Origin of the sequence: Rhodococcus artemisiae (genome assembly GCF_036327795.1) — a bacterium.
Classification (GTDB): domain Bacteria; phylum Actinomycetota; class Actinomycetes; order Mycobacteriales; family Mycobacteriaceae; genus Rhodococcus; species Rhodococcus artemisiae.
On record NZ_JAUTXY010000004.1, the window covers coordinates 473081 to 491262 of the forward strand.

The 18182-nt window shown below is 65.8% G+C and carries 17 protein-coding genes and 2 tRNA genes; 13 read left to right on the top strand and 6 right to left on the bottom strand.

The genetic code is table 11. The annotated features are described in order from the left end of the window. The first annotated feature begins 6 nt into the window (after positions 1–6). Genes Q7514_RS12265 through Q7514_RS12275 form a run of 3 tightly spaced genes read left to right on the top strand, consistent with a single transcriptional unit; the run spans position 7 to position 3289 of the window. A complete protein-coding gene (locus Q7514_RS12265) occupies positions 7–1383 on the top strand; it encodes an NtaA/DmoA family FMN-dependent monooxygenase (RefSeq protein WP_330133512.1) in 1377 nt (458 codons plus the stop codon). Beyond that, a complete protein-coding gene (locus Q7514_RS12270) occupies positions 1380–2150 on the top strand; it encodes a DUF1684 domain-containing protein (RefSeq protein WP_330133513.1) in 771 nt (256 codons plus the stop codon). Before Q7514_RS12265 ends, Q7514_RS12270 begins: the two co-directional genes overlap by 4 nt. Continuing rightward, positions 2147–3289, top strand: coding sequence for an LLM class flavin-dependent oxidoreductase (locus tag Q7514_RS12275; protein WP_330133514.1), 1143 nt, complete (start codon positions 2147–2149; stop codon positions 3287–3289). The genes Q7514_RS12270 and Q7514_RS12275 overlap by 4 nt, the downstream gene beginning before the upstream one ends. Here the strand turns inward: Q7514_RS12275 and Q7514_RS12280 are convergent, their stop codons facing one another. The 3 genes from Q7514_RS12280 to Q7514_RS12290 are packed head-to-tail and all read right to left on the bottom strand — an operon-like array spanning position 3290 to position 6352. Beyond that, positions 3290–3934 carry a hypothetical protein gene (locus Q7514_RS12280; protein ID WP_330133515.1) on the bottom strand — a complete coding sequence of 215 codons (645 nt, stop codon included), beginning with the start codon at positions 3932–3934 and terminating at the stop codon, positions 3290–3292. Beyond that, the gene (locus tag Q7514_RS12285) at positions 3921–5468 is read right to left on the bottom strand and encodes a hypothetical protein (RefSeq protein WP_330133516.1); all 1548 of its coding nucleotides are present in this window, start codon (positions 5466–5468) and stop codon (positions 3921–3923) included. The genes Q7514_RS12280 and Q7514_RS12285 overlap by 14 nt, the downstream gene beginning before the upstream one ends. Continuing rightward, positions 5465–6352 (bottom strand): ABC transporter ATP-binding protein, encoded by an 888-nt coding sequence (locus Q7514_RS12290; protein WP_330133517.1) that lies wholly within the window; start codon positions 6350–6352, stop codon positions 5465–5467. The genes Q7514_RS12285 and Q7514_RS12290 overlap by 4 nt, the downstream gene beginning before the upstream one ends. A 133-nt stretch (positions 6353–6485) precedes the next feature. Here Q7514_RS12290 and Q7514_RS12295 point away from each other — a divergent pair, with 133 nt between their 5' ends. The 3 genes from Q7514_RS12295 (at position 6486) to Q7514_RS12305 (ending at position 9594) form a co-directional block, all read left to right on the top strand. Next, positions 6486–7820 carry a sensor histidine kinase gene (locus Q7514_RS12295; protein WP_330133518.1) on the top strand — a complete coding sequence of 445 codons (1335 nt, stop codon included), beginning with the start codon at positions 6486–6488 and terminating at the stop codon, positions 7818–7820. Further along, positions 7805–8476: a response regulator gene (locus Q7514_RS12300; RefSeq protein ID WP_456239143.1), complete on the top strand. Its 672-nt coding sequence runs from the start codon at positions 7805–7807 to the stop codon at positions 8474–8476. Before Q7514_RS12295 ends, Q7514_RS12300 begins: the two co-directional genes overlap by 16 nt. 146 nt (positions 8477–8622) lie before the next feature. Next, positions 8623–9594, top strand: coding sequence for an alpha/beta hydrolase (locus Q7514_RS12305; RefSeq protein WP_330133519.1), 972 nt, complete (start codon positions 8623–8625; stop codon positions 9592–9594). Positions 9595–9626: 32 nt separating this feature from the next. Here the strand turns inward: Q7514_RS12305 and Q7514_RS12310 are convergent, their stop codons facing one another. Then, positions 9627–11315 (bottom strand): bifunctional metallophosphatase/5'-nucleotidase, encoded by a 1689-nt coding sequence (locus Q7514_RS12310; RefSeq protein ID WP_330133520.1) that lies wholly within the window; start codon positions 11313–11315, stop codon positions 9627–9629. A gap of 98 nt (positions 11316–11413) precedes the next feature. Then, positions 11414–12493, bottom strand: coding sequence for a histidinol-phosphate transaminase (hisC, locus tag Q7514_RS12315; RefSeq protein WP_330133521.1), 1080 nt, complete (start codon positions 12491–12493; stop codon positions 11414–11416). A 26-nt stretch (positions 12494–12519) separates the two neighbouring features. On the opposite strand from hisC, the gene Q7514_RS12320 reads away from it, so the two are divergent. The 6 genes from Q7514_RS12320 to Q7514_RS12345 all read left to right on the top strand — a co-directional run bounded on the left by Q7514_RS12320 (position 12520) and on the right by Q7514_RS12345 (position 16996). Next, positions 12520–13266: a dienelactone hydrolase family protein gene (locus Q7514_RS12320; RefSeq protein ID WP_330133522.1), complete on the top strand. Its 747-nt coding sequence runs from the start codon at positions 12520–12522 to the stop codon at positions 13264–13266. A 76-nt stretch (positions 13267–13342) separates the two neighbouring features. Then, positions 13343–13434: transfer RNA gene (locus Q7514_RS12325), tRNA-Ser, on the top strand. Between the two features lie 42 nt (positions 13435–13476). Then, a tRNA-Arg gene (locus tag Q7514_RS12330) sits at positions 13477–13549 on the top strand. A 149-nt stretch (positions 13550–13698) separates the two neighbouring features. Next, a complete protein-coding gene (locus tag Q7514_RS12335; protein ID WP_330133523.1) occupies positions 13699–15345 on the top strand; it encodes a flavin-containing monooxygenase in 1647 nt (548 codons plus the stop codon). After that, a complete protein-coding gene (locus Q7514_RS12340) occupies positions 15342–16136 on the top strand; it encodes an SDR family oxidoreductase (protein WP_330133524.1) in 795 nt (264 codons plus the stop codon). The genes Q7514_RS12335 and Q7514_RS12340 overlap by 4 nt, the downstream gene beginning before the upstream one ends. Before the next feature lie 2 nt (positions 16137–16138). Then, positions 16139–16996 (top strand): mycofactocin-coupled SDR family oxidoreductase, encoded by an 858-nt coding sequence (locus Q7514_RS12345; protein ID WP_330133525.1) that lies wholly within the window; start codon positions 16139–16141, stop codon positions 16994–16996. Between the two features lie 26 nt (positions 16997–17022). On the opposite strand, the gene Q7514_RS12350 is transcribed toward Q7514_RS12345, so the two are convergent. After that, entirely contained in the window at positions 17023–17346 is a 324-nt protein-coding gene (locus Q7514_RS12350) for a hypothetical protein (RefSeq protein WP_330133526.1), read from the bottom strand. A 120-nt stretch (positions 17347–17466) separates the two neighbouring features. Here Q7514_RS12350 and Q7514_RS12355 point away from each other — a divergent pair, with 120 nt between their 5' ends. Beyond that, positions 17467–18156: a PadR family transcriptional regulator gene (locus tag Q7514_RS12355; protein WP_330133527.1), complete on the top strand. Its 690-nt coding sequence runs from the start codon at positions 17467–17469 to the stop codon at positions 18154–18156. The last annotated feature ends 26 nt before the right edge of the window (positions 18157–18182 follow it).

Consider the following 18182-nt stretch of genomic DNA (forward strand, 5'->3'; position numbering starts at 1 on the left):
GGAACGATGACGTTGTCCGGAAACGAAATCCGCAAGCAGATCCATCTGGCCGCCCATTTCCCGGGGGTCAACAACACCACCGTCTGGGCCGACCCCGCCTCCGAGAGTCAGGTCGATTTCTCGTCGTTCGTGCACCTCGCCGAGACAGCGGAGCGCGGCAAGTTCGACTTCTTCTTCCTCGCCGAGGGATTGCGTCTGCGTGAACACCGCGGCCGTATCCATGATCTCGACGTCGTCGGTCGTCCCGACACCCTCACGGTGCTCGAGGCTCTCGCCGGGGCCACCAGCCACCTCGGGCTGGCAGGCACGATCAACACCACGTTCAACGAACCGTACGAACTGGCCAAGCAGTTCGCGACGCTCGACCACCTCTCCGACGGCCGGGCGGCCTGGAACCTGGTGACCTCGTCGGACGCGTTCACCGGTGAGAACTTCCGACGCGGAGGATTCCTCGAGCATTCGCAGCGGTATGTGCGGGCCGACGAGGTCGTCGACGTCGTCCGGCAACTCTGGGACAGCTGGCGCGCGGGAGCACCCGTGATCGACCGGAAGAGGGGAATCTTCGCCGCAGACAGCGATATTGCGCCGTTCGATATTCACACGACACAGTTCGACATCGCCGGTCGCTTCGAAGTGCCGCGGAGCCCGCAGGGACACCCGGTGTTGCTCCAGGCCGGTGACTCGGACGAGGGCCGGGAGTTCGGAGCTGCGAAGGCGGACGCCATCTTCAGCAGGCACGGCACACTCGAAGAAGGGCGCGCCTTCTACACCGACGTGAAGAGCCGTCTCGCGAAATACGGACGCACCTACAACGACCTGAAGATCCTTCCCGCCGCCACCTTCGTGCTCGGCGACACCACCGAGGAAGCACACGAGAACGCGCGGCGCATCCGACTTCAGCAGGTCGGTCCCCAGACGGCGATCGCGTTCCTCGAGCAGGTGTGGGGCAAGGACCTGTCCGCGTACGACCCCGACGGTCCGCTGCCGGATATCGAACCCGAGGACAACGTGAACATCACTCGCGGGCGGGTCCGGCACGCGAAGGATCCACTCGCCGTCGCGAAAGAGTGGCGTGCGAAGGCGGAGGCCGAGAACCTCAGCATTCGTGAACTGATCATCGAGGTCACCGCCAGGCAGCAATTCATCGGTACCCCCGCGGACGTTGCCGCCGAGATCGACGAGTACGTGCAGACCGACGCCAGTGACGGCTTCATCCTCGTTCCCCACCTGACCCCCGGTGGTCTCGACGGGTTCGTCGACAAGGTTGTGCCGCTGCTGCAGGAACGCGGCAGCTTCCGCACCGAATACGAGGGCGCCACCCTGCGCAGCCATCTCGGGTTGCAGCACCCACACAGCACGAGCGAAGGAGTCCGCGCATCATGACCACCACACTCGATCGTTTCATCGCGGAGTGGCAGCAGTGGCACTCCGAGCGCGACGAGTCGTTGCGGCAGCCGCTCGGCTGGCTGAGCCTGACCGCACTGTACTGGCTCGACGACACCGCCGCCGACTACGGAGACGTTCCCGGTCTCTGGCGGGTCGACGGTGACGCAGTGGTGCGGGAACTGGCCGAAGAGACCACCGAATACCATCCGGTCGAGGGAGCACCCGGGGTCGACGTGGAGTTCGAGCGCGGACATATCGAGATCATCCAGCGGACGGGCCGTTTCGCGCTTCGAATCCACGACCGGACTGCGCCGGCACTCACGTCCTTCACGGGGATCCCGGCATACGAACCGGACCCCGGATGGGTGATCCCCGGGCAGTTCACGGCGTTCGACCCGCCGCGCACCGTCACCACGGGTGCCGTGGTGGACGGACTCGAACACCACCATCCCGCGCTCGGTCTGATCCGATTCGTGCACGACGATGCCGAATACGAACTCGTTGCGTTCGGCGACTCGGAGGCGTCGCTGCGCATCCTGTTCACGGACGCCACGAGTGGTGTCACGACGTATCCCGCCGCACGAATCCTGCAGGTCGGAGCGGTCGAGGACGGCGTGGTCACCCTCGATTTCAACCGCGCCTCGAACCTTCCGTGCGCGTTCACCGATGCCGCGACCTGCCCGATCGCACCGTCGGAGAATCACCTGCCGTTCGCTGTCGAAGCCGGCGAGCGCACCCCTCACGCAAGGGACTCGGGCGCATGAGCGCGTCGAATCCGACTCCGCTGTCGGTTCTCGACCTGTCGCCGATCAGCGAGGGGTCGAACGCGCCTGCGGCGCTGCACAACACCCTGGACCTTGCACGACGTGTCGAGAGCCTCGGGTACAAGCGCTACTGGGTCGCGGAGCATCATTTCGTCGCTGTCGCGTCGTCGTCACCCGCTGTGTTGATCGGAGCAATCGCCGCCGCCACCGCCACGATTCGGGTCGGTGCTGCGGCGGTGCAGCTCGGTCACAACACCGCGATTGCCGTCGTCGAAGCGTTCGGCACCCTCGACGCGCTGTACCCGGGGAGGATCGACCTCGGGCTGGGGCGATCGGGGCAGCGGCGGGCCGAGGCGCTGAAAGCCGCCGCGTCGCGGGGGGACGAGCCGGCGCCACGAGCCACCGAGATCCGGGACGGTCTCGTCATCCCCGCTCCGTTCCCGACAGCGAAGCTGCTCACGTCGTCGCGGCTGGCATCGAGCCTGGCGGTGCTGCAGCAGCCGGGTGCCGACGCCCCGAACTTCGCGCACCAGGTCGAAGACATTCGTGCCCTCCTCGAGGGCAACTACAAATCTGCGGACGGAACGGCCCTTCACGCGAGCCCCGGTGAGGACGCCGATGTGGAACTGTGGGTGTTCGGTTCGAGCGCTGGGCCTTCCGCGGACCTGGCGGGACGATTCGGGCTGCCGTTCGGCGCGAACTACCATGTCAGCCCCGGTACGACGGTCGAGGCCGTCGACGCCTACCGTGCCGCGTTCCGTCCTTCTCGGATCCTGGCGGAGCCGTACGTCGTCGTGTCCGCGGATGCGGTTGTGGCCGACGACGACGCGACCGCACAGGAACTCGCATCGACCTACGGTCATTGGACGCACAGCATCCGGTCCGGACACGGCGCCATTCCTTATCCCGATCCGAGGACGACCCCACCGCTCACCGACACCGAACGCGAGCTCGTCGACGATCGGCTGATCACCCAGTTCGTCGGATCCCCGAGCACCGTCGCGGAACGCCTCGAGACGTTGCGACGAGTGACCGGCGCCGATGAACTGGTGATCACCTCGGTGACGCACAAACACGACGATCGGATCCGCTCGTACGAACTGCTGGCACACGAGTGGGGGATCGCCGCGCCGCGGTAGTTACCCGATCGAGGTCGTCGCAGAGACCGACCCGTCCCCGGACCGCAGCCGCGCCGGGATCCCTGCAGGATCCTGCGGCACCTCGACGGTGCTCGCCCCCGTTGCGGACACGGCGTCGACCGCGTAACTGCCCGGGCCCACGACCAACGCGACGTCACCGTAGCGGGAATCAAGGTCGACGGCGGCACGGGTGTCGGTCACCGTCAGATCGCCGAACTTGGAGTTCGCGTGGATGACGGTGCCGTAGGGGACGAAGATCTCGTAGCGGGCGACGCAGGTGGGGCTGCCCACGGCGAACCTGTCGGGGCACCGCGTGCTGATCGTCAGACCGGACGCGCCGGTGTCGATGCTCTCCTCGGGCTTGTCGCCGTCGGTGAACTCCACGGTGCGTCGGATCTCGATGTCGTCGCGGTCGGAGCCGATCACCTGTGCGCTCAGCGACGCGGTGGTGACACCGAGTTGTTTCGCACCCGCATCATCGAGATCGAGTGTGACGGAGGTGAACGCGCCGCTGTAGGTGTCGCTCCGCTGTTCCTGACTCGCGGAACCGGCGGTGCATCCGGTGAGTACAAGAGTCGAGAGTGTCAGTGCCGCAACACCGGCAGAGAGAAGGGATTTCCGAGGCAGGTTTTCAACGACGGGCATGTCGAATCTCCAGTACGAGTAGGGAGGCGGCGATCAACACAGCGCTGATGCCGAGGGTGAACAGGGGAGACGGGCCACTGAGCGACCCGTCGGTGCGGAGCACGCCCATGACGTCGACGGCCGCGACGCCGTTGAGAACGGCGTACCAGATCACCAGGTAGACCGCCTGGAATACACGTGCGCCCCGTCCGATCGACCCGATCAGCAGCGCAAGTGCAGGGATCGACGCGGCACCCGCAACCCACGCGGCTACGCCGGTCGAGTCCGGTGCAAGGAGCAACTTCACCAGGGGGCCCACACCGGCGACGGCCGCAATGAGCACCCCCGCGCCCCACTCGGCGATGAGACGGATGCGCGGCGAGACACCACGCTCCACAAGGGGGTCTACGCCCTGTTCGTAGGTGAGCGTGCCGAGACGTGACCACAGCAGCACCGGCAGCAACCACGCGAAGAGCAGCGCGGTGCCGACGCGATCAGTGGGAACCGCGAGGGACGCGACCGTCACGATCGCGAGCGTGAGCCACCACCACCGCGACACACTTCCGAGATGGATCCGCACCTCGCCGATCAACAGACCCAGGAACGCGTGTCCACGCTCCGCCGGGGACAGTTCTCGTACGGGTCGTGAGAATTCCTGTGTAGCAAACGGTTCCGGTGTTGCAGAGAGCGGCTGGGTGGAAGTGTTCGAGAGGGAAATCTGCAGCCGTGACGGATCGAACCGAGTGAACCAGAACGACGGTATGACGGCGACGAGCGTCGATGCCGCGATCAATCCCACACTCGCTGCGACAAGGGTCGGGTGGACGCCCATTCCCGACCACGTGAACTGCCCGAGCGCACCGGGTTCCGCGGTGAGCCCGATCGAGATCTCGTCGTCCATCCCGGGGTGCTGCGCGGCCAGGTCGGTCTGGAACCCCGCGGTGATCTTGCCGTATATCAGCGGAATCCCAGCGAGGAACATCGACGGATAGACGAAGAACCACAGGATGTTTCCCGCACCACCGCGCAAGAGCGGGATCGTCTCGAACACCACAGCGGCAGCTGCGGCCACGGTCAGGACCGGAAGACAGAACAACACGATCGGAAGCCAGAGCGCCGTCATGTCGAGGCCCGTGGATTCCCCGCGGAGAAGCTGCATCACCGGTGCGATGAAGGCGAGTGCCGCAGCCATCGCTGCCAGCACCATCAGGTTGCTGAGGAACTTCCCCAGCAGATACATCGGCGTACGCATCGGGGAGGCGGCAAGCGTTTCGCCCACGCCGGTGGAGATGTCGCGCGCGATGCTGCTGCGGACGACGTAGAACCCGAACAGTGGCAGCCACAGACTGCCGATCATGGCGAGCATCATGCCGATGTACGCGCTGTCGTACATTCCCCGGAACGACCCGACCTTCACCATCGCGTACGTGGCGGAGGCGGGCGGGACGGCAACATACCCGAGGGCGACGGCACCGAGCACCGTCACCAGGAACGCGGGGCGCCGCGCACGATCCCGGAAATCTGCCATCGAGACGGCAGCAACCGCACTGGTCATCGGGTCACCCCGGCAGGTGCGATCGGGGTATGGACCGCACTGACATACGCGTCTTCGAGGTCGGGTTCGACAGGACGCGCACCCGGAACCGGAGGCGTATGTGCGACCGCACGAACACGCACGCCCTGTGATGTTCGGACGGTGCGGGTGATCGTCGCTCGCTGCCGGATGTCGGCCACTGCATCGATGGGCACGATCGCTTCCCACACCAGACCGTCTGCGGAACGCAGGAGTTCCTCGGGGGTGCCGCGCCGACGCAGTTCGCCGGCGGTGAGGATCGCGATGTCGTCGGCGATGGCTTCGATGTCCGACACGATGTGAGTGGACAGGATGACGATCCGGTCGGACGAGAGATCTCCCAGCAGGTTGCGGAACCGCATGCGTTCCTCAGGATCCAGCCCGACCGTCGGTTCGTCGACGACGAGAAGCTCGGGGTCGCCCAGAAGCGCCTGAGCGATCCCGACGCGCTGGCGCATGCCACCGGAGAACTTGCCCACCGGACGCGATCCCGTGTCGGTGAGGTTGACCAGTTCGAGCAGTTCGTCGACCCGCTCCTTGGCAGACCGCGTGCTCAGTCCCTTGACTGCGGCGAGATACCGGAGGAACTCCCTGGCACTGAGATTCGGATAGACACCGAAATCCTGTGGGAGGTAGCCGAGGACACGTCGGAGCGGCTCCGGCCGAGCGACGATGTCGGTACCGTTCCACGTGACCGTGCCGGAAGTCGGCCGGGTGATCGTGGAGAGAATACGCATCAGCGACGACTTGCCGGCTCCGTTGGGTCCGAGGAGTCCGAGAACTCCGGGCCCGATCCGCATGCTGACGTCGGTGACGGCCTGTTTACCCCGATAGGTCTTGGTGACCTTGTTCAGCTCCAGTTGCATGACTACAGCCGACCATTCCGCCGGTGCCGTGGTCACTGGGTCCACGCGGCGGATCGGAGGTGGTGCCAGCACCACCTTTCGACTGCACCTCACCTCATCCCGAAACCGAGGCTGCGTCGATAGGCTCACTCGAGTGTCCTCTGTTGAACCGACCACGGTGCTCGCCGCGATCACACGACGACGCTTCCTGCTGACAGGGTGGCTGTGGCGTTCGCTCGGCTATCTGCTGACCACTGTCCCGGTGGTGTGCGCGGTGGCGCTGCCGTTCGCGGCGTTCTGCGTCCCGTGGTTGGTCCTGGTCGTGTGGGCAGGCGACGGCATGTATCCGCAACCGCTCGGCAGGGTGTTGTTCCTCGGTGTTCTCGGCGTGGTGCTGGTGTTCGGGCTCGGCCCGTTGGTGGCGATACCGCTGGCGACTCTGGAACGTATGCGGCTGCGTCTGGTGAGCAGCGATCGGGCGCTCTCGGCGCACCGCGCTCCTCCCGCCGCGGGTTTGTGGCCGTGGGTGCGCACCCGCTACACCGAGGCCGCGACATGGAGGGAGCTCGGCTACGCAGTCCTGCTGCTCACCTTGGTTCCCGCGTTGTTGCTCCTGGCCGCGGTGATCGTCGGACTCATCGTCGTGATGGTGGTCGGCCCCCTGGTGGTCGGTGACGGTAACGAGGCGGTGGCGCTCGGCTTCAGTCAGATCTCGTCGGTCGATCAGGCCGTCCCCTACGCGATCGCAGGTCTGCTTCTGCTGCCGACGATCCCGTATGTGATTGCTCTGATCGCGGGACTGCACGGTGCGCTCGCCCGGTCGTTGTTGTGCGGCGACGACCCGGACGCGCTTCGCGCTCGGCTTGTCGAAGTGTCTCGGTCCCGGGCTCGACTGGTCGATGCTTTCGAGGCGGAACGTCGCAGGATCGAGCGGGACCTGCATGACGGCGCGCAGTCGTTGCTCGTCAACCTCACTCTGCAGTTGGGTATGGCCAAACTCGACCTCCCACCGGATTCCGCCGCCGGGAAAAGTGTGTCTCAGGCGCATGACCAGGCCAAGGACCTGATGGCGGAACTGCGGCAACTCATCCGGGGAATCCACCCCAGGGTGCTCACCGACCGCGGTCTACCCGACGCCCTACGTGAGCTGACCGAGGACTTCGTCGTCCCGGTCTGCGTCACCGCGGAGGTTTCGCCGCGCCCGGCGCCGGACGTCGAGGTCGCAGCCTATTTTGTGGTGGTCGAAGCGCTCAACAACATCGCCAAACATGCGGATGCGACGGCGGTCGACGTGGCTGCCCGGCGCGCCGGGGATCTGCTGGTCGTCGAGGTCGTGGACAACGGCTGCGGCGGTGCGGATCCGGAACAGGGGAGCGGTCTGACGGGCCTGGCCGACCGGGTCGCTGCGGTGGACGGCAGAATGCTTCTTTCCAGCCCGCCCGGCGGGCCGACCGTCGTCCGAGTGGAGTTGCCGTGGATCGAGAACTGACCGCTGTGCGAGTGGTCCTCGCCGAGGACGGCGCACTGCTGCGCGAGAGTCTCGCCGCGATGCTCGAGCGGTTCGGGTTCGAGGTCGTGGCGTCGGTCCCGGATGCCGTGGCATTGGAATCGGCTGTCGCCGAGCACCGTCCGGACCTCGTCGTGACCGATGTGCGGATGCCACCGGGGTTCATCGACGAGGGTTTGCGCGCGGCAGTGGAATTGCGGCGAACCTACCCGGAGCTCGCCGTGGTCGCGCTGAGTCAGTACGTCGAATTGAGTTACGCGGACGAGCTTCTGGGGGCAGACGGCGGGCGCGTCGGTTACCTGCTCAAAGATCGCGTGGTCGATGTCGAGGAGTTCGTCTCCACACTGCGCCAGGTGGTTGCAGGTGGCACGGTGATCGATCCCATGGTCGTCCAGCAATTGTTCCGGCGCCGGCGGGATCCTCTGGCGCAGTTGTCGCCGCGCGAGCGCGAGGTGCTCGCCTTGATCGCAGAGGGACATTCGAATGCGGCGATCGCTGGTCAGTTGTTCGTCACGGAGTCGGCGGTGGGCAAGCATGTCGGCAATATCTTCAACAAACTGGTGCTGCCGCCCACCGACGACACGAATCGTCGGGTGCTCGCTGTGCTTGCGTACTTGCGTCGGGATGAGCTCGACTGACGTGCCGGCTACGCCCGAATCGTCCGAGATGGGCAGAATTCGCACGGTGTACGGCGCCGACTACTAGGGTCGCTTCCAGTTGACTTGACCCGGACATGCCGGACGGGTTGAGATCGAACTCCGGTCGTCGGGGGACGAGGAGCTGTATGCACAAGAGGTCGATCGCCGCGTTTGCCGTGGCGCTGTTGTTACCACTGTCCGGCCCTGTGGTCGGGCACGCTCAGCCATCTCCACAGGCGGCGGTGATCGATCGCGCCGAGCACATCACCGACAGCCGCACGGCGCTGTTCGTGTTCTCGCCTGCGATGGGGAGAGTCGTGCAGGTCCAGGTGCTGCACCCGGCGTGGGACGGACCGCGCCCGACGCTGTATCTCCTCGACGGCGTCGGCGCGGGTGAAGAGTCCGAGTACCACGAGAGCACCTGGACGAAGGAGACCGACATCGTCGACTTCGTTGCGGACAAGAACGTGAATGTGGTGCTTCCCGTGGGCGGAACGGGCAGCTACTACACCGATTGGCAGCAACCGGATCCGGTCCTCGGGGTCAACCGGTGGGAAACGTTCCTCACCGAGGAGCTCCCGCCGATCATCGACGCGCGATTCAACGGCAACGGAACCAACGCGGTCGCAGGGCTGTCGATGGGCGCGACCGCGGCGATGATGCTGATCACCCGCAAGCCGGATCTGTACGAGGGAGTCGCGGCATTGAGCGGCTGCCTCGACACGCAACAGGACTCGACACGTAACTCGGTGCGCGCCACGGTTGTCTACAAGGGTGGCAACCCCAACAACATGTGGGGTCCGCCGGACGATCCGGACTGGGCTGCGCACGACCCCTACGTGCACGCCGATCAGTTGCGCGGCAAGGAAGTGTTCATCAGCACCGGCAACGGGCTGCTGGGTCCCCACGACTTCGCGGTGGCCAACGAACCGATGTCGACGGGCGTCCCGCTCGAGATGGGTGCGTTCATCTGCACCCTCACGTTCGATCGCAGACTTCGCGAGCTGCATATACCTGCGACCGTCGTGTACCGGCCGTGGGGCACCCACTCGTGGGGGTACTGGGAAGACGACATCAAGACCGCGTGGCCCACGCTCGAGGATGCGCTCGGGCTCTGACCGCCGAAGCATCGGTGGATCGTCGGTGGATCTCAGTGAACGTGTATGCGGTCTCGTGCCGGAGGCCGACACGGCGTGGGGTTCGACAGGAACGTGGTCAGGGCCGTGAGTTCCTCGCCTGCCCCGACACGCGACCGGGCCTCGGCGAACACGGAGAATCCGTCGCTGCCACCAGCGAGATAGTCGTTGACGGCGACGGAATACATGGCGTCGGGGTCCAGCGGAGCACCCGAGACGGTGATGCCGCGTACGCGCTGCCCGACAGGTGCAAGCCGGTCGAGGGTGTAGTGCAGGTTGTGCGACGGCGCCAGGATCCGTTCGTGGTCGGCACCCGCGACGTCCGTCTGGAACTGCTGTTCGAGCGCGGCCGTGAGCTGAGCGCCGGTCAGTTCGAGGATCTGGAGGAGATTTCCGAACGGCTGAACTCCATAGGCCTCGCCGTAGGTGATGGCACCACCGTCGTCGTAGTAGAGGTCGCCGCGGAGTCCGCCCGGGTTGGTCAACGCGATCTGCGCACCGAGCGGTGCGGTGGCGGCGAGCTGGGCGTCGGCGACGAGGTTGCCGAGCGCCGATTCACCGCTTGCGGACGGGTCGCGGGTGATGTCGGCGGCGATTCGTCCCACCTCCCGTGCGGCCGTGTCGGACGCTTTGTCGGCGACCCGCGCGACGAAATCCTCGGTGCGCGGATCGGGAGTGATGTCGTGGGTGATCACCTGGTTGAACGCGACTGTCCGGTCGCGTACGACGTCGCGGGTCGTCCGGTCGATGGCGATATCGGCAACGGAAAGTATGCGTCCGTGCGAGGCGCCCTGTAGGACGGTGCGCTGGTGGCCGGCCGGGTCGGGGTAGCTGCAGTTGAACTGCCCGTCACCGTCGGAGGTGACGATGAGATCCACATGCGAGGAGACAGTCGAGGTGATGTTCTTGGCTCGGCCGTTGTCGAGACTGCACGGATCGGAGTCGATTCCGGAGGCGATATCGCCCTTGAACAGCAGGATGATGGAGCGGACCCCGAGTGAGTCGAGGATGTCGGCGGTGCGGTTCACCGCTTCGATCTCGTCGCCGAACCGGAGGCCATCGATCGCGTCGTGACGAATGTACTCGGGGGTGTTGTGGGGCAGGATCCCGATAGCGCCGACGGGGATCCCGTCGACGTAGCTGATATCGAACGGCAGCGCGGCCGGCGCCCCATCCGAGGTCGTGACATTGGCCCCGAGGAACGGGAAGGTTGCGCCCCCGAACGTCTCGGTGAATTGACAGCCGGACTCGGGGTGGCATCCACCGTCACGTAGTCGTTCCAGCTCCGCGAAGCCGTTGTCGAACTCGTGGTTGCCGAGTGCTGCGGCCGTCACATCGAGATCGTTGAGAAACTCGACGGTGGGTTCGTCGTGGAACAACGCCGATTCGATCGGCGACGACCCCCAGGAGTCGCCCACCGCGTACAACACCGAATCGTCGGCCTGTTCGCGGAGCTGACGGACATACGCCGCGAGGTATGCAGCGCCACCGGCGGGCACGGAGTGGCCGTCCGAGCGAACCACTTCGCTGCGCGGGCCCTGTGGTGGCAGCAGATTGCCGTGCAGATCACCGAAGGTGATCAGACGCAGCGGGGCCGTGTCGGGAGGTACCGCGCCGGCCTGTCCGGCGGCGGTGGCAATGACCACGGCGGCGACCGTCGCCACGACGGACAGAGCCCGTCGCAGTGCCGAGCGTGCGCCCATCCGTTCCTCCGTGCTCACCGGTCAGTACAACCGGTCGAGTCTGACAGCCGCGGATAACACGCCCGATACCCAGCGGTAACGGTTGGGTCTCGCCAAGATCAGGCGACTCCCGCGATTTCCCGGCCGGCACCTGTCGCATAGGCCAGGAACAGGTCGTTCTCGTGTGGATCGCCGATCGAGATGCGGGTTCCTTCTCCCGTGAAGTTGCGCAGGATCACACCCGCATCGACCGCAGCTGCGGTGAAAGCCGCCGACTTCTCGCCCAGCGGAAGCCACACGAAGTTCGCTTGGCTGGGCGGCACCGAGTAGCCGGCCTCGAGCAGTGCACCGCGCACACGTTCACGTTCGGCAACGACACCGTCGGTGCGTGCGAGCAGTTCACCCGCGGCTCCGAGCGACGCGATCGCGGCCTTCTGTGCGAGTGAGTTCACCGAGAAGGTCGTGTGCACCTTGCTCATCGCGACGATGATCTCCGGGTCGGCGACGGCATAGCCGACCCGCAGGCCGGCGAGGCCGTAGGCCTTCGAGAAGGTGCGGAGCACCACGACGTTGCGGCGACCTTCAGCGAGTGCGATTCCGTCGGCGAGGTCTTCGCCGGGGGCGTTGCGCATGTACTCGAAGTACGCCTCGTCGAGGGCTACGACGATGTGGTCCGGGACGGCGTCGAGGAACAGCTCGAGCTCGTCCTTCCCGAGGCACGAGCCGGTGGGGTTGTTCGGGTTGCACACGAAGATCAGTCGCGTGCGGTCGGTGATCGCCGCGAGCATGGCCTTCAGGTCGTGACCGTGGTCGGGGGTGTTCGGCACCGGCACTGCGGTGGCGCCCGCGACCGCACAGACCACGGGGTATGCCTCGAACGACCGCCACGAGTAGATGACCTCGTCGCCGTCGTTGCAGGTGATCTGGACCAGTTCCTGACACAGGCTCACCGATCCGCACCCCGCAGCGATACGGTCGGCCGACATGTCGAGACGTGCCGCCAGCGCCCCGATCAGCTCGGTGGAGCCGTTGTCGGGATACCGGTTGACGGTGGCTGCTGCTTCCAGGATCGCGTCGCGAACACTGGGGAGCGGGCCCAGGGTCGTCTCGTTGCTGGCGAGCTTCACCGCGTTCGGGACGGTGCGTCCGGGAACGTAGGCGGGGATCGATGCAAGGTCGGGGCGGGTACGCGGAGTCACCAACCGATTATGCTCCCGAGGTTTGCGTGCACGACTCGGACGGTCGTGCCATCGTGGAGACCATGCCGGAACTCAGCAAGGATGCTGCACCGTTGGCAGGGGAGGCGGGCGAGCTGCCGCTCACCGTCGTTCGTCCGGATGTGAGCCCCCGAGGTTGTATCGTGCTGCTGCATCGCGCGCGCGTGTTCTCGCCGACGCTCCTCGAGTTCATGGAGGCGCTGGCCGACGAACGCTGGTTGATCGTGGCGCCGGATCTCCACAGTCGAGGCCCGGGATCCGATGAGGCGGCCCTGTTCGCAGAGGCAGCCCGCGTCAATGCCGACGCCACCTTTGCTTGGATCACGGCCGCCGGCATCGGGATGGACATGGTCGGTCTCCTCGGCTTCGATGAGGCGGGGACCGCAGCGATGTGGGTCGGGACCACGCGTCCCGTCGGCGCGGTCGTCAGTGTCGCGGCGCCGGGCATCGTCGAGTCGCTGCGACCCGTCGTCCCGCCACTCGTCGACCTGGTGCGGTCGATACGCGCACCGTGGCTGGGTCTGTACGGCATCGACGATCCGAACACACCTCGGCGGGACGTCGAGCAGTTGAGCGACTCCGCGGCCAAGGCGGACGCACCGACCCTCGTCGTGAGCTACGAGGGCCTCGAACATCGTCCCGACGAGCCGCCGGCGACGCACTCGACCGCCGACCCGGACGAGGACCCTCGGGAGGCCGCGATCATCGACGCGAGGCGCCGAATCTTCGATTGGTTCGACAGTAACCTGCGTTGACCAGGTGTTTTGCTTTTCTGTAGAGGGGTTGTGTAATGTTTTGCCCCGGCGGTTCGAGAGAATCGAAACCCCGCAAGGAGGCGTGCCAGAGCGGCCGAATGGGACTCACTGCTAATGAGTTGTCCCCCTTACAGGGGACCGGAGGTTCAAATCCTCTCGCCTCCGCCACGATGGTGTAGCGTCACCGTCGAAAGAAAACTGAATACACCTGCGCCCGTAGCTCAACGGATAGAGCATCTGACTACGGATCAGAAGGTTAGGGGTTCGAATCCCTTCGGGCGCACAGCAGAAGATCCTCCTCGTCGAATACGGCGAGGGGGATCTTCTTGTTTCTGCGGATTTCTCCGCGGTAGGCGCCTCCGCGACACCGTAGGGCCGCCCAGCGGGAGAACCCATAGCTGGGTGCTCGGTGGCATCCCTACCGTCGCCGCCATGACACAACCAGCAAATGTGGACGTCGTCGTGGTCGGTGCCGGCGTCGCAGGGATGTATGCGGTGCACCGCTTCCGACGGGACGGGCTGACCGTGCGCGGCTTCGAGGCGGGAGCCGACGTCGGCGGCACGTGGTTCTTCAACAGGTATCCCGGGGCGCGCTGCGATGTCGAGAGCGTCGACTATTCGTTCTCGTTCTCCGACGAGCTGCAGCAGGAGTGGGATTGGAGCGAGAAGTACGCGACCCAACCCGAGATCCTGAGCTATCTGAATCATGTCGCCGACCGGTTCGATCTGCGCTCCGCATTCACCTTCGACACCCGCGTCGAATCGGCGATATTCGACGAGGATGCCGTCGAATGGGTGGTACGCACGGATGCGGGCGAGTGTGTGCGTGCCCGGTATTGCGTGTTCGCGACCGGTAGCCTCTCGGCGGCGAACACCCCGGACATCCCCGGACGAGACCGATTCGCCGGCCGCGTGCTGCACACCGCTGCGTGGCCGCACGACGGCGTCGACTTCACCGGCATGCGGGTCGGGGTGATCGGCACCGGTTCGTCGGGAATCCAGTCGATTCCGATGATCGCGCAGCAGGCCGAGCATCTGACGGTGTTCCAGCGCACCGCCAACTATTCGGTTCCGGCGGGTAATGCTCCGATGACCGATGAGCACCGCGACGAACAGAAGGCGGAGTATGCCGAGAGACGGCGCCTGTCGCGGCTGAGCGGAGGGGGCTCCCCGTTCCAGCCGCACCCTCATCGCGCGCTCGAGGTAGGTGAGGAAGAACGCCGCCGCGCGTACGAGGAACGATGGAACATGGGAGGGGTCCTTTTCGCAAAGACGTTCCCCGATCAGACGTCCGATCCGGCAGCGAACGACACGGCGCGGATCTTCGTGGAGGAGAAGATCCGGTCGATGGTCGCGGATCCGGTCATCGCCGACCGGCTCATCCCGAAGGACCATCCGATCGGCACGAAGCGGATCGTCACCGACTCCGGGTATTTCCCGACGTTCAACCGTGACAACGTGACGCTCGTCGACCTTCGTGAAACACCGTTGCACGAGGTGACCGAGTCCGGAATTCGTACCACGGGTGAGCACTACGACCTGGACGCGATCGTGTTCGCGACGGGATTCGATGCGCTGACCGGCTCTCTCGACCGCATCGACATCCGAGGCCGCGCCGACCGCACTCTGCGTGAGCACTGGCGTGGTGGTCCTCGCACGTATCTGGGGTTGGGCGTCGACGGCTTTCCGAACTTGTTCCTCGTCACCGGCCCGGGCAGCCCGAGCGTGCTCGCGAACATGATCCTCGGCGCCGAGGACCACGTCGACTGGATCGCCGACGCCATCGGCTACCTCGACCGACACGGGTACAGGGGCCTCGAGGCGCGCACCGACGCGGTGGAGAGATGGCAGGCCGAGCTGGCCGAACGAGCCGACCGCACACTGTTCCCTCGTGCGAACTCGTGGTACATGGGCGCGAACATTCCCGGGAAGCCACGCGTATTCATGTTGTTCCTGGGCGGATTCGCGACGTACCGGGAGATTTGCGCGCAGGTCGCCGAATCCGATTACGACGGATTCGAACTCGTCGACGCTGTTCGCCGTCCGCGTCCGGATGCGGCCGAGGTGATGGCCGAATGAGGGCGCGTCTGGACGGTGCCGTTGTTGCGGTGACCGGTGCCGCCGGCGGTATGGGGAAGAGCCACTGCGTTCGGATGGCGGAGGAAGGCGCAGACATCGTGGCGCTCGATCTTGCCGGTACCGACCTCGATTCGGTCGTCGATGCCGTCTCACGCACGGGGCGGCGGTGCGTGAGTGCGGTGGCCGATGTGTGCGATCGTGCGGCGATGGCCGAAGCGATGGCTTCGGCAGCGGGGACCCTCGGTCCGCTGACGGCTGTGGTCGCCAACGCCGGTGTCTACGACACTCCCGGACCGGCGTGGACGGTGGCGACCGCGGACTGGCAACGCGCTCTCGATGTCAATGTCACCGGCGCATGGAACACGGTGTCTGCCGCTGCGCCGCACCTGGCAGACGGGGGATCGGTGGTGATCATCGCGTCCACGGCCGGTACCAGAGCGATCGCGACGGCCGCGCCGTACAGCGCCGCCAAGCACGCGGTGATCGGGCTTGCCCGCACACTCGCGAACGAACTCGGTGCCCGGGGAATCAGGGTGAACACGGTGCAGCCCGGATCGGTACGCACACCGATGATCATCAACCCGCAGGTATTCGCGCGGCTGTGCCCGGACATCGCCGAACCCACGGAAGCCGATGCTGCGGCTGTCCTCGCTGCACGGAACATCCTGCCGGTCCCGTGGGTGGATCCGGTGGACGTGAGCAATGCGGTGGTGTTCCTCGTATCGGACGAGTCCCGCTACATGACGGGGACATGTGTTCCGGTCGATGCGGGCCTGACGGAGAAGGTGTGAACATGACGGAACTACTGGCGCAGGCCAGGGGAGTGGGCAGGGTCCAGGGGAAGGTCGCACTGGTCACGGGGGCCGCTCGGGGAATCGGACGAGCACAGGCGCTGAGGTTCGCAGAGGAGGGCGCGAACGTGATCGCCCTGGACCTGTGCGGCACCGTCGAATCGGTGCTGACCGAACCTGCGAGCGTGGACGACCTCGCCATGACTGCCGACCTGGTCCGCGCATGCGGGGCAGAAGTGTGGACCGCGATCGTGGACGTTCGGGATCGGGAAGGGATGGCTGCCGCGGTCGATGAGGCTGTCAGTGCCTCGGGTGGTCTCGACATCGTCTGTGCAACAGCGGGTATCACCTCATCGGGATCGGCCGTCGAGATGTCCGAAGATCAGTGGCGCACCATGCTCGATGTCAACCTGACCGGTGTGTGGATCACGTGCGCGGTGACCGCCGAGCACCTCATCGCGCGGGGTGGTGGCGCCGTGGTTCTCACGAGTTCGATAGCAGGACTGAAGGGGCTGGTCGGCGTCGCGCATTACACCGCAGCCAAGCACGGCGTCGTCGGGTTGATGCGATCACTTGCGAAAGAGATGGCACCGCACGGAGTTCGGGTGAACACTGTGCACCCGACCAACGTCGATACCCTCATGATCCAGAATCGGCACGTGCGGGAGAAGTTCTGCCCGGGTATGCTCGATCCGAGCAGAGAAGAGTTCGCGACGGCGGCACGCACCATGAATCTGCTCGACGTGCCATGGATCGACCCGGTCGACGTGGCGAATGCCGCGCTGTTCCTGGCTTCGGACGAAGCCCGCTACATCACGGCGGTGGCTCTGCCCGTCGACGCAGGGAGCACTCAGCGCTGAGTGTTGTGGTGACGCCGGGATCTGCCTCAGCGGGTTCCGGCGTCACCGTCGCTGAAGCGGACCGGAGGCGGATCGTGGCGTGACGACAGGCCGATACGACCGGATTCGCACGCCTCGTCGATCGCGTGCCGTAGCGACGTGCAGGTCGGGCTCCAGCCGCCGGGCGACCGTTCGTGCACGAGCTGCGGGCACACCGTGCGCGCGGGCCATTGGACGCTCGTGTGGGCCTCGCTGAATTTCTCGACGAACACGGTCGTGCCGCATCCACACGACACAGGTTCCATGTGGTCGACCATGGAGTCCGCAGTGGGGTGGAAGCTTCGGCCGACATACTCGGATCGTTCCGTCATACCTGCTCACGGTACTGACGAAGCGAGCCGGCGTGACCCCGTGTTTCCCGCCCAGCGGACGTGTTCGCTCAGCGGTCCACCTGCTCTCCGGGACTCGTCGCAGTTGTTAGGCTCGAGCAGATGTCGGATCACCAGGAGTTCGCCGAGCCGTCCTACCCGTCACTGCCCGCGACGAGTTGGGCTGTCCTCGGCATGCTCTCGTTCGGTGAGGAGCTTTCGGGCAATGACCTGAAGAAATGGGCCGACTGGAGCATCGGGTTCTTCTACTGGAGCCCGTCGGTCAGTCAGGTGTACGGCGAACTCAAGAAGCTCGAGAACATGGGGCTCGTCGAGTCGCGCGCGATCGTCGAAGCGGGCGTGCGCGGCCGTCGGGTGTACAGCGTCACCGCGGCGGGCAAGGCCGCGGTCGGAACGTGGTCGCGCCACGCCCCGGTGGAAATCCCGGTCCTCAAGCACGGGGTGATGCTCCGGATGTGGCTCGGGCATCTCAACGATCCGGAACATCTCAAGGCGCTCGTGCGCGCTCATATCGACAACATGACCGAATTACGTGATCGTGCGGCCCTGCACGCCGAGCATTCGTCGCGAGAACCAGGGTGGGCGTTTCCACGGATGAGCCTGCGGTGGGCGGTCCGGTACTTCGATGCGGAAATCGAACTGTCGCGCGGACTGTTCGATGAGATCGACGAGGCAGCAGAACAGTTCGAGCGGGCGCGGTTCACGGGGTCCGGCGCCCTCGCGCCGCTCGAGCCCGGATCGTGGCGCAGCGTCGAGGAGATCGTCGAAGGCCTTCAGCGCGCAGGAGACTGAGCCGACGCGAGGACCTGCCGGAACGC

What these genes read in the sequence shown, in the direction of transcription:
- Q7514_RS12335 (WP_330133523.1), top strand. Translation starts at nt 13,699, where the DNA reads ATGACACAACCAGCAAATGTGGACGTCGTCGTGGTCGGTGCCGGCGTC.
- Q7514_RS12290 (WP_330133517.1), bottom strand. Translation starts at nt 6,352, where the DNA reads ATGCAACTGGAGCTGAACAAGGTCACCAAGACCTATCGGGGTAAACAG.
- Q7514_RS12310 (WP_330133520.1), bottom strand. Translation starts at nt 11,315, where the DNA reads ATGGGCGCACGCTCGGCACTGCGACGGGCTCTGTCCGTCGTGGCGACG.
- Q7514_RS12340 (WP_330133524.1), top strand. Translation starts at nt 15,342, where the DNA reads ATGAGGGCGCGTCTGGACGGTGCCGTTGTTGCGGTGACCGGTGCCGCC.
- Q7514_RS12350 (WP_330133526.1), bottom strand. Translation starts at nt 17,346, where the DNA reads ATGACGGAACGATCCGAGTATGTCGGCCGAAGCTTCCACCCCACTGCG.
- Q7514_RS12280 (WP_330133515.1), bottom strand. Translation starts at nt 3,934, where the DNA reads ATGCCCGTCGTTGAAAACCTGCCTCGGAAATCCCTTCTCTCTGCCGGT.
- Q7514_RS12305 (WP_330133519.1), top strand. Translation starts at nt 8,623, where the DNA reads ATGCACAAGAGGTCGATCGCCGCGTTTGCCGTGGCGCTGTTGTTACCA.
- Q7514_RS12275 (WP_330133514.1), top strand. Translation starts at nt 2,147, where the DNA reads ATGAGCGCGTCGAATCCGACTCCGCTGTCGGTTCTCGACCTGTCGCCG.
- Q7514_RS12285 (WP_330133516.1), bottom strand. Translation starts at nt 5,468, where the DNA reads ATGACCAGTGCGGTTGCTGCCGTCTCGATGGCAGATTTCCGGGATCGT.
- Q7514_RS12265 (WP_330133512.1), top strand. Translation starts at nt 7, where the DNA reads ATGACGTTGTCCGGAAACGAAATCCGCAAGCAGATCCATCTGGCCGCC.
- Q7514_RS12345 (WP_330133525.1), top strand. Translation starts at nt 16,139, where the DNA reads ATGACGGAACTACTGGCGCAGGCCAGGGGAGTGGGCAGGGTCCAGGGG.
- Q7514_RS12355 (WP_330133527.1), top strand. Translation starts at nt 17,467, where the DNA reads ATGTCGGATCACCAGGAGTTCGCCGAGCCGTCCTACCCGTCACTGCCC.
- Q7514_RS12270 (WP_330133513.1), top strand. Translation starts at nt 1,380, where the DNA reads ATGACCACCACACTCGATCGTTTCATCGCGGAGTGGCAGCAGTGGCAC.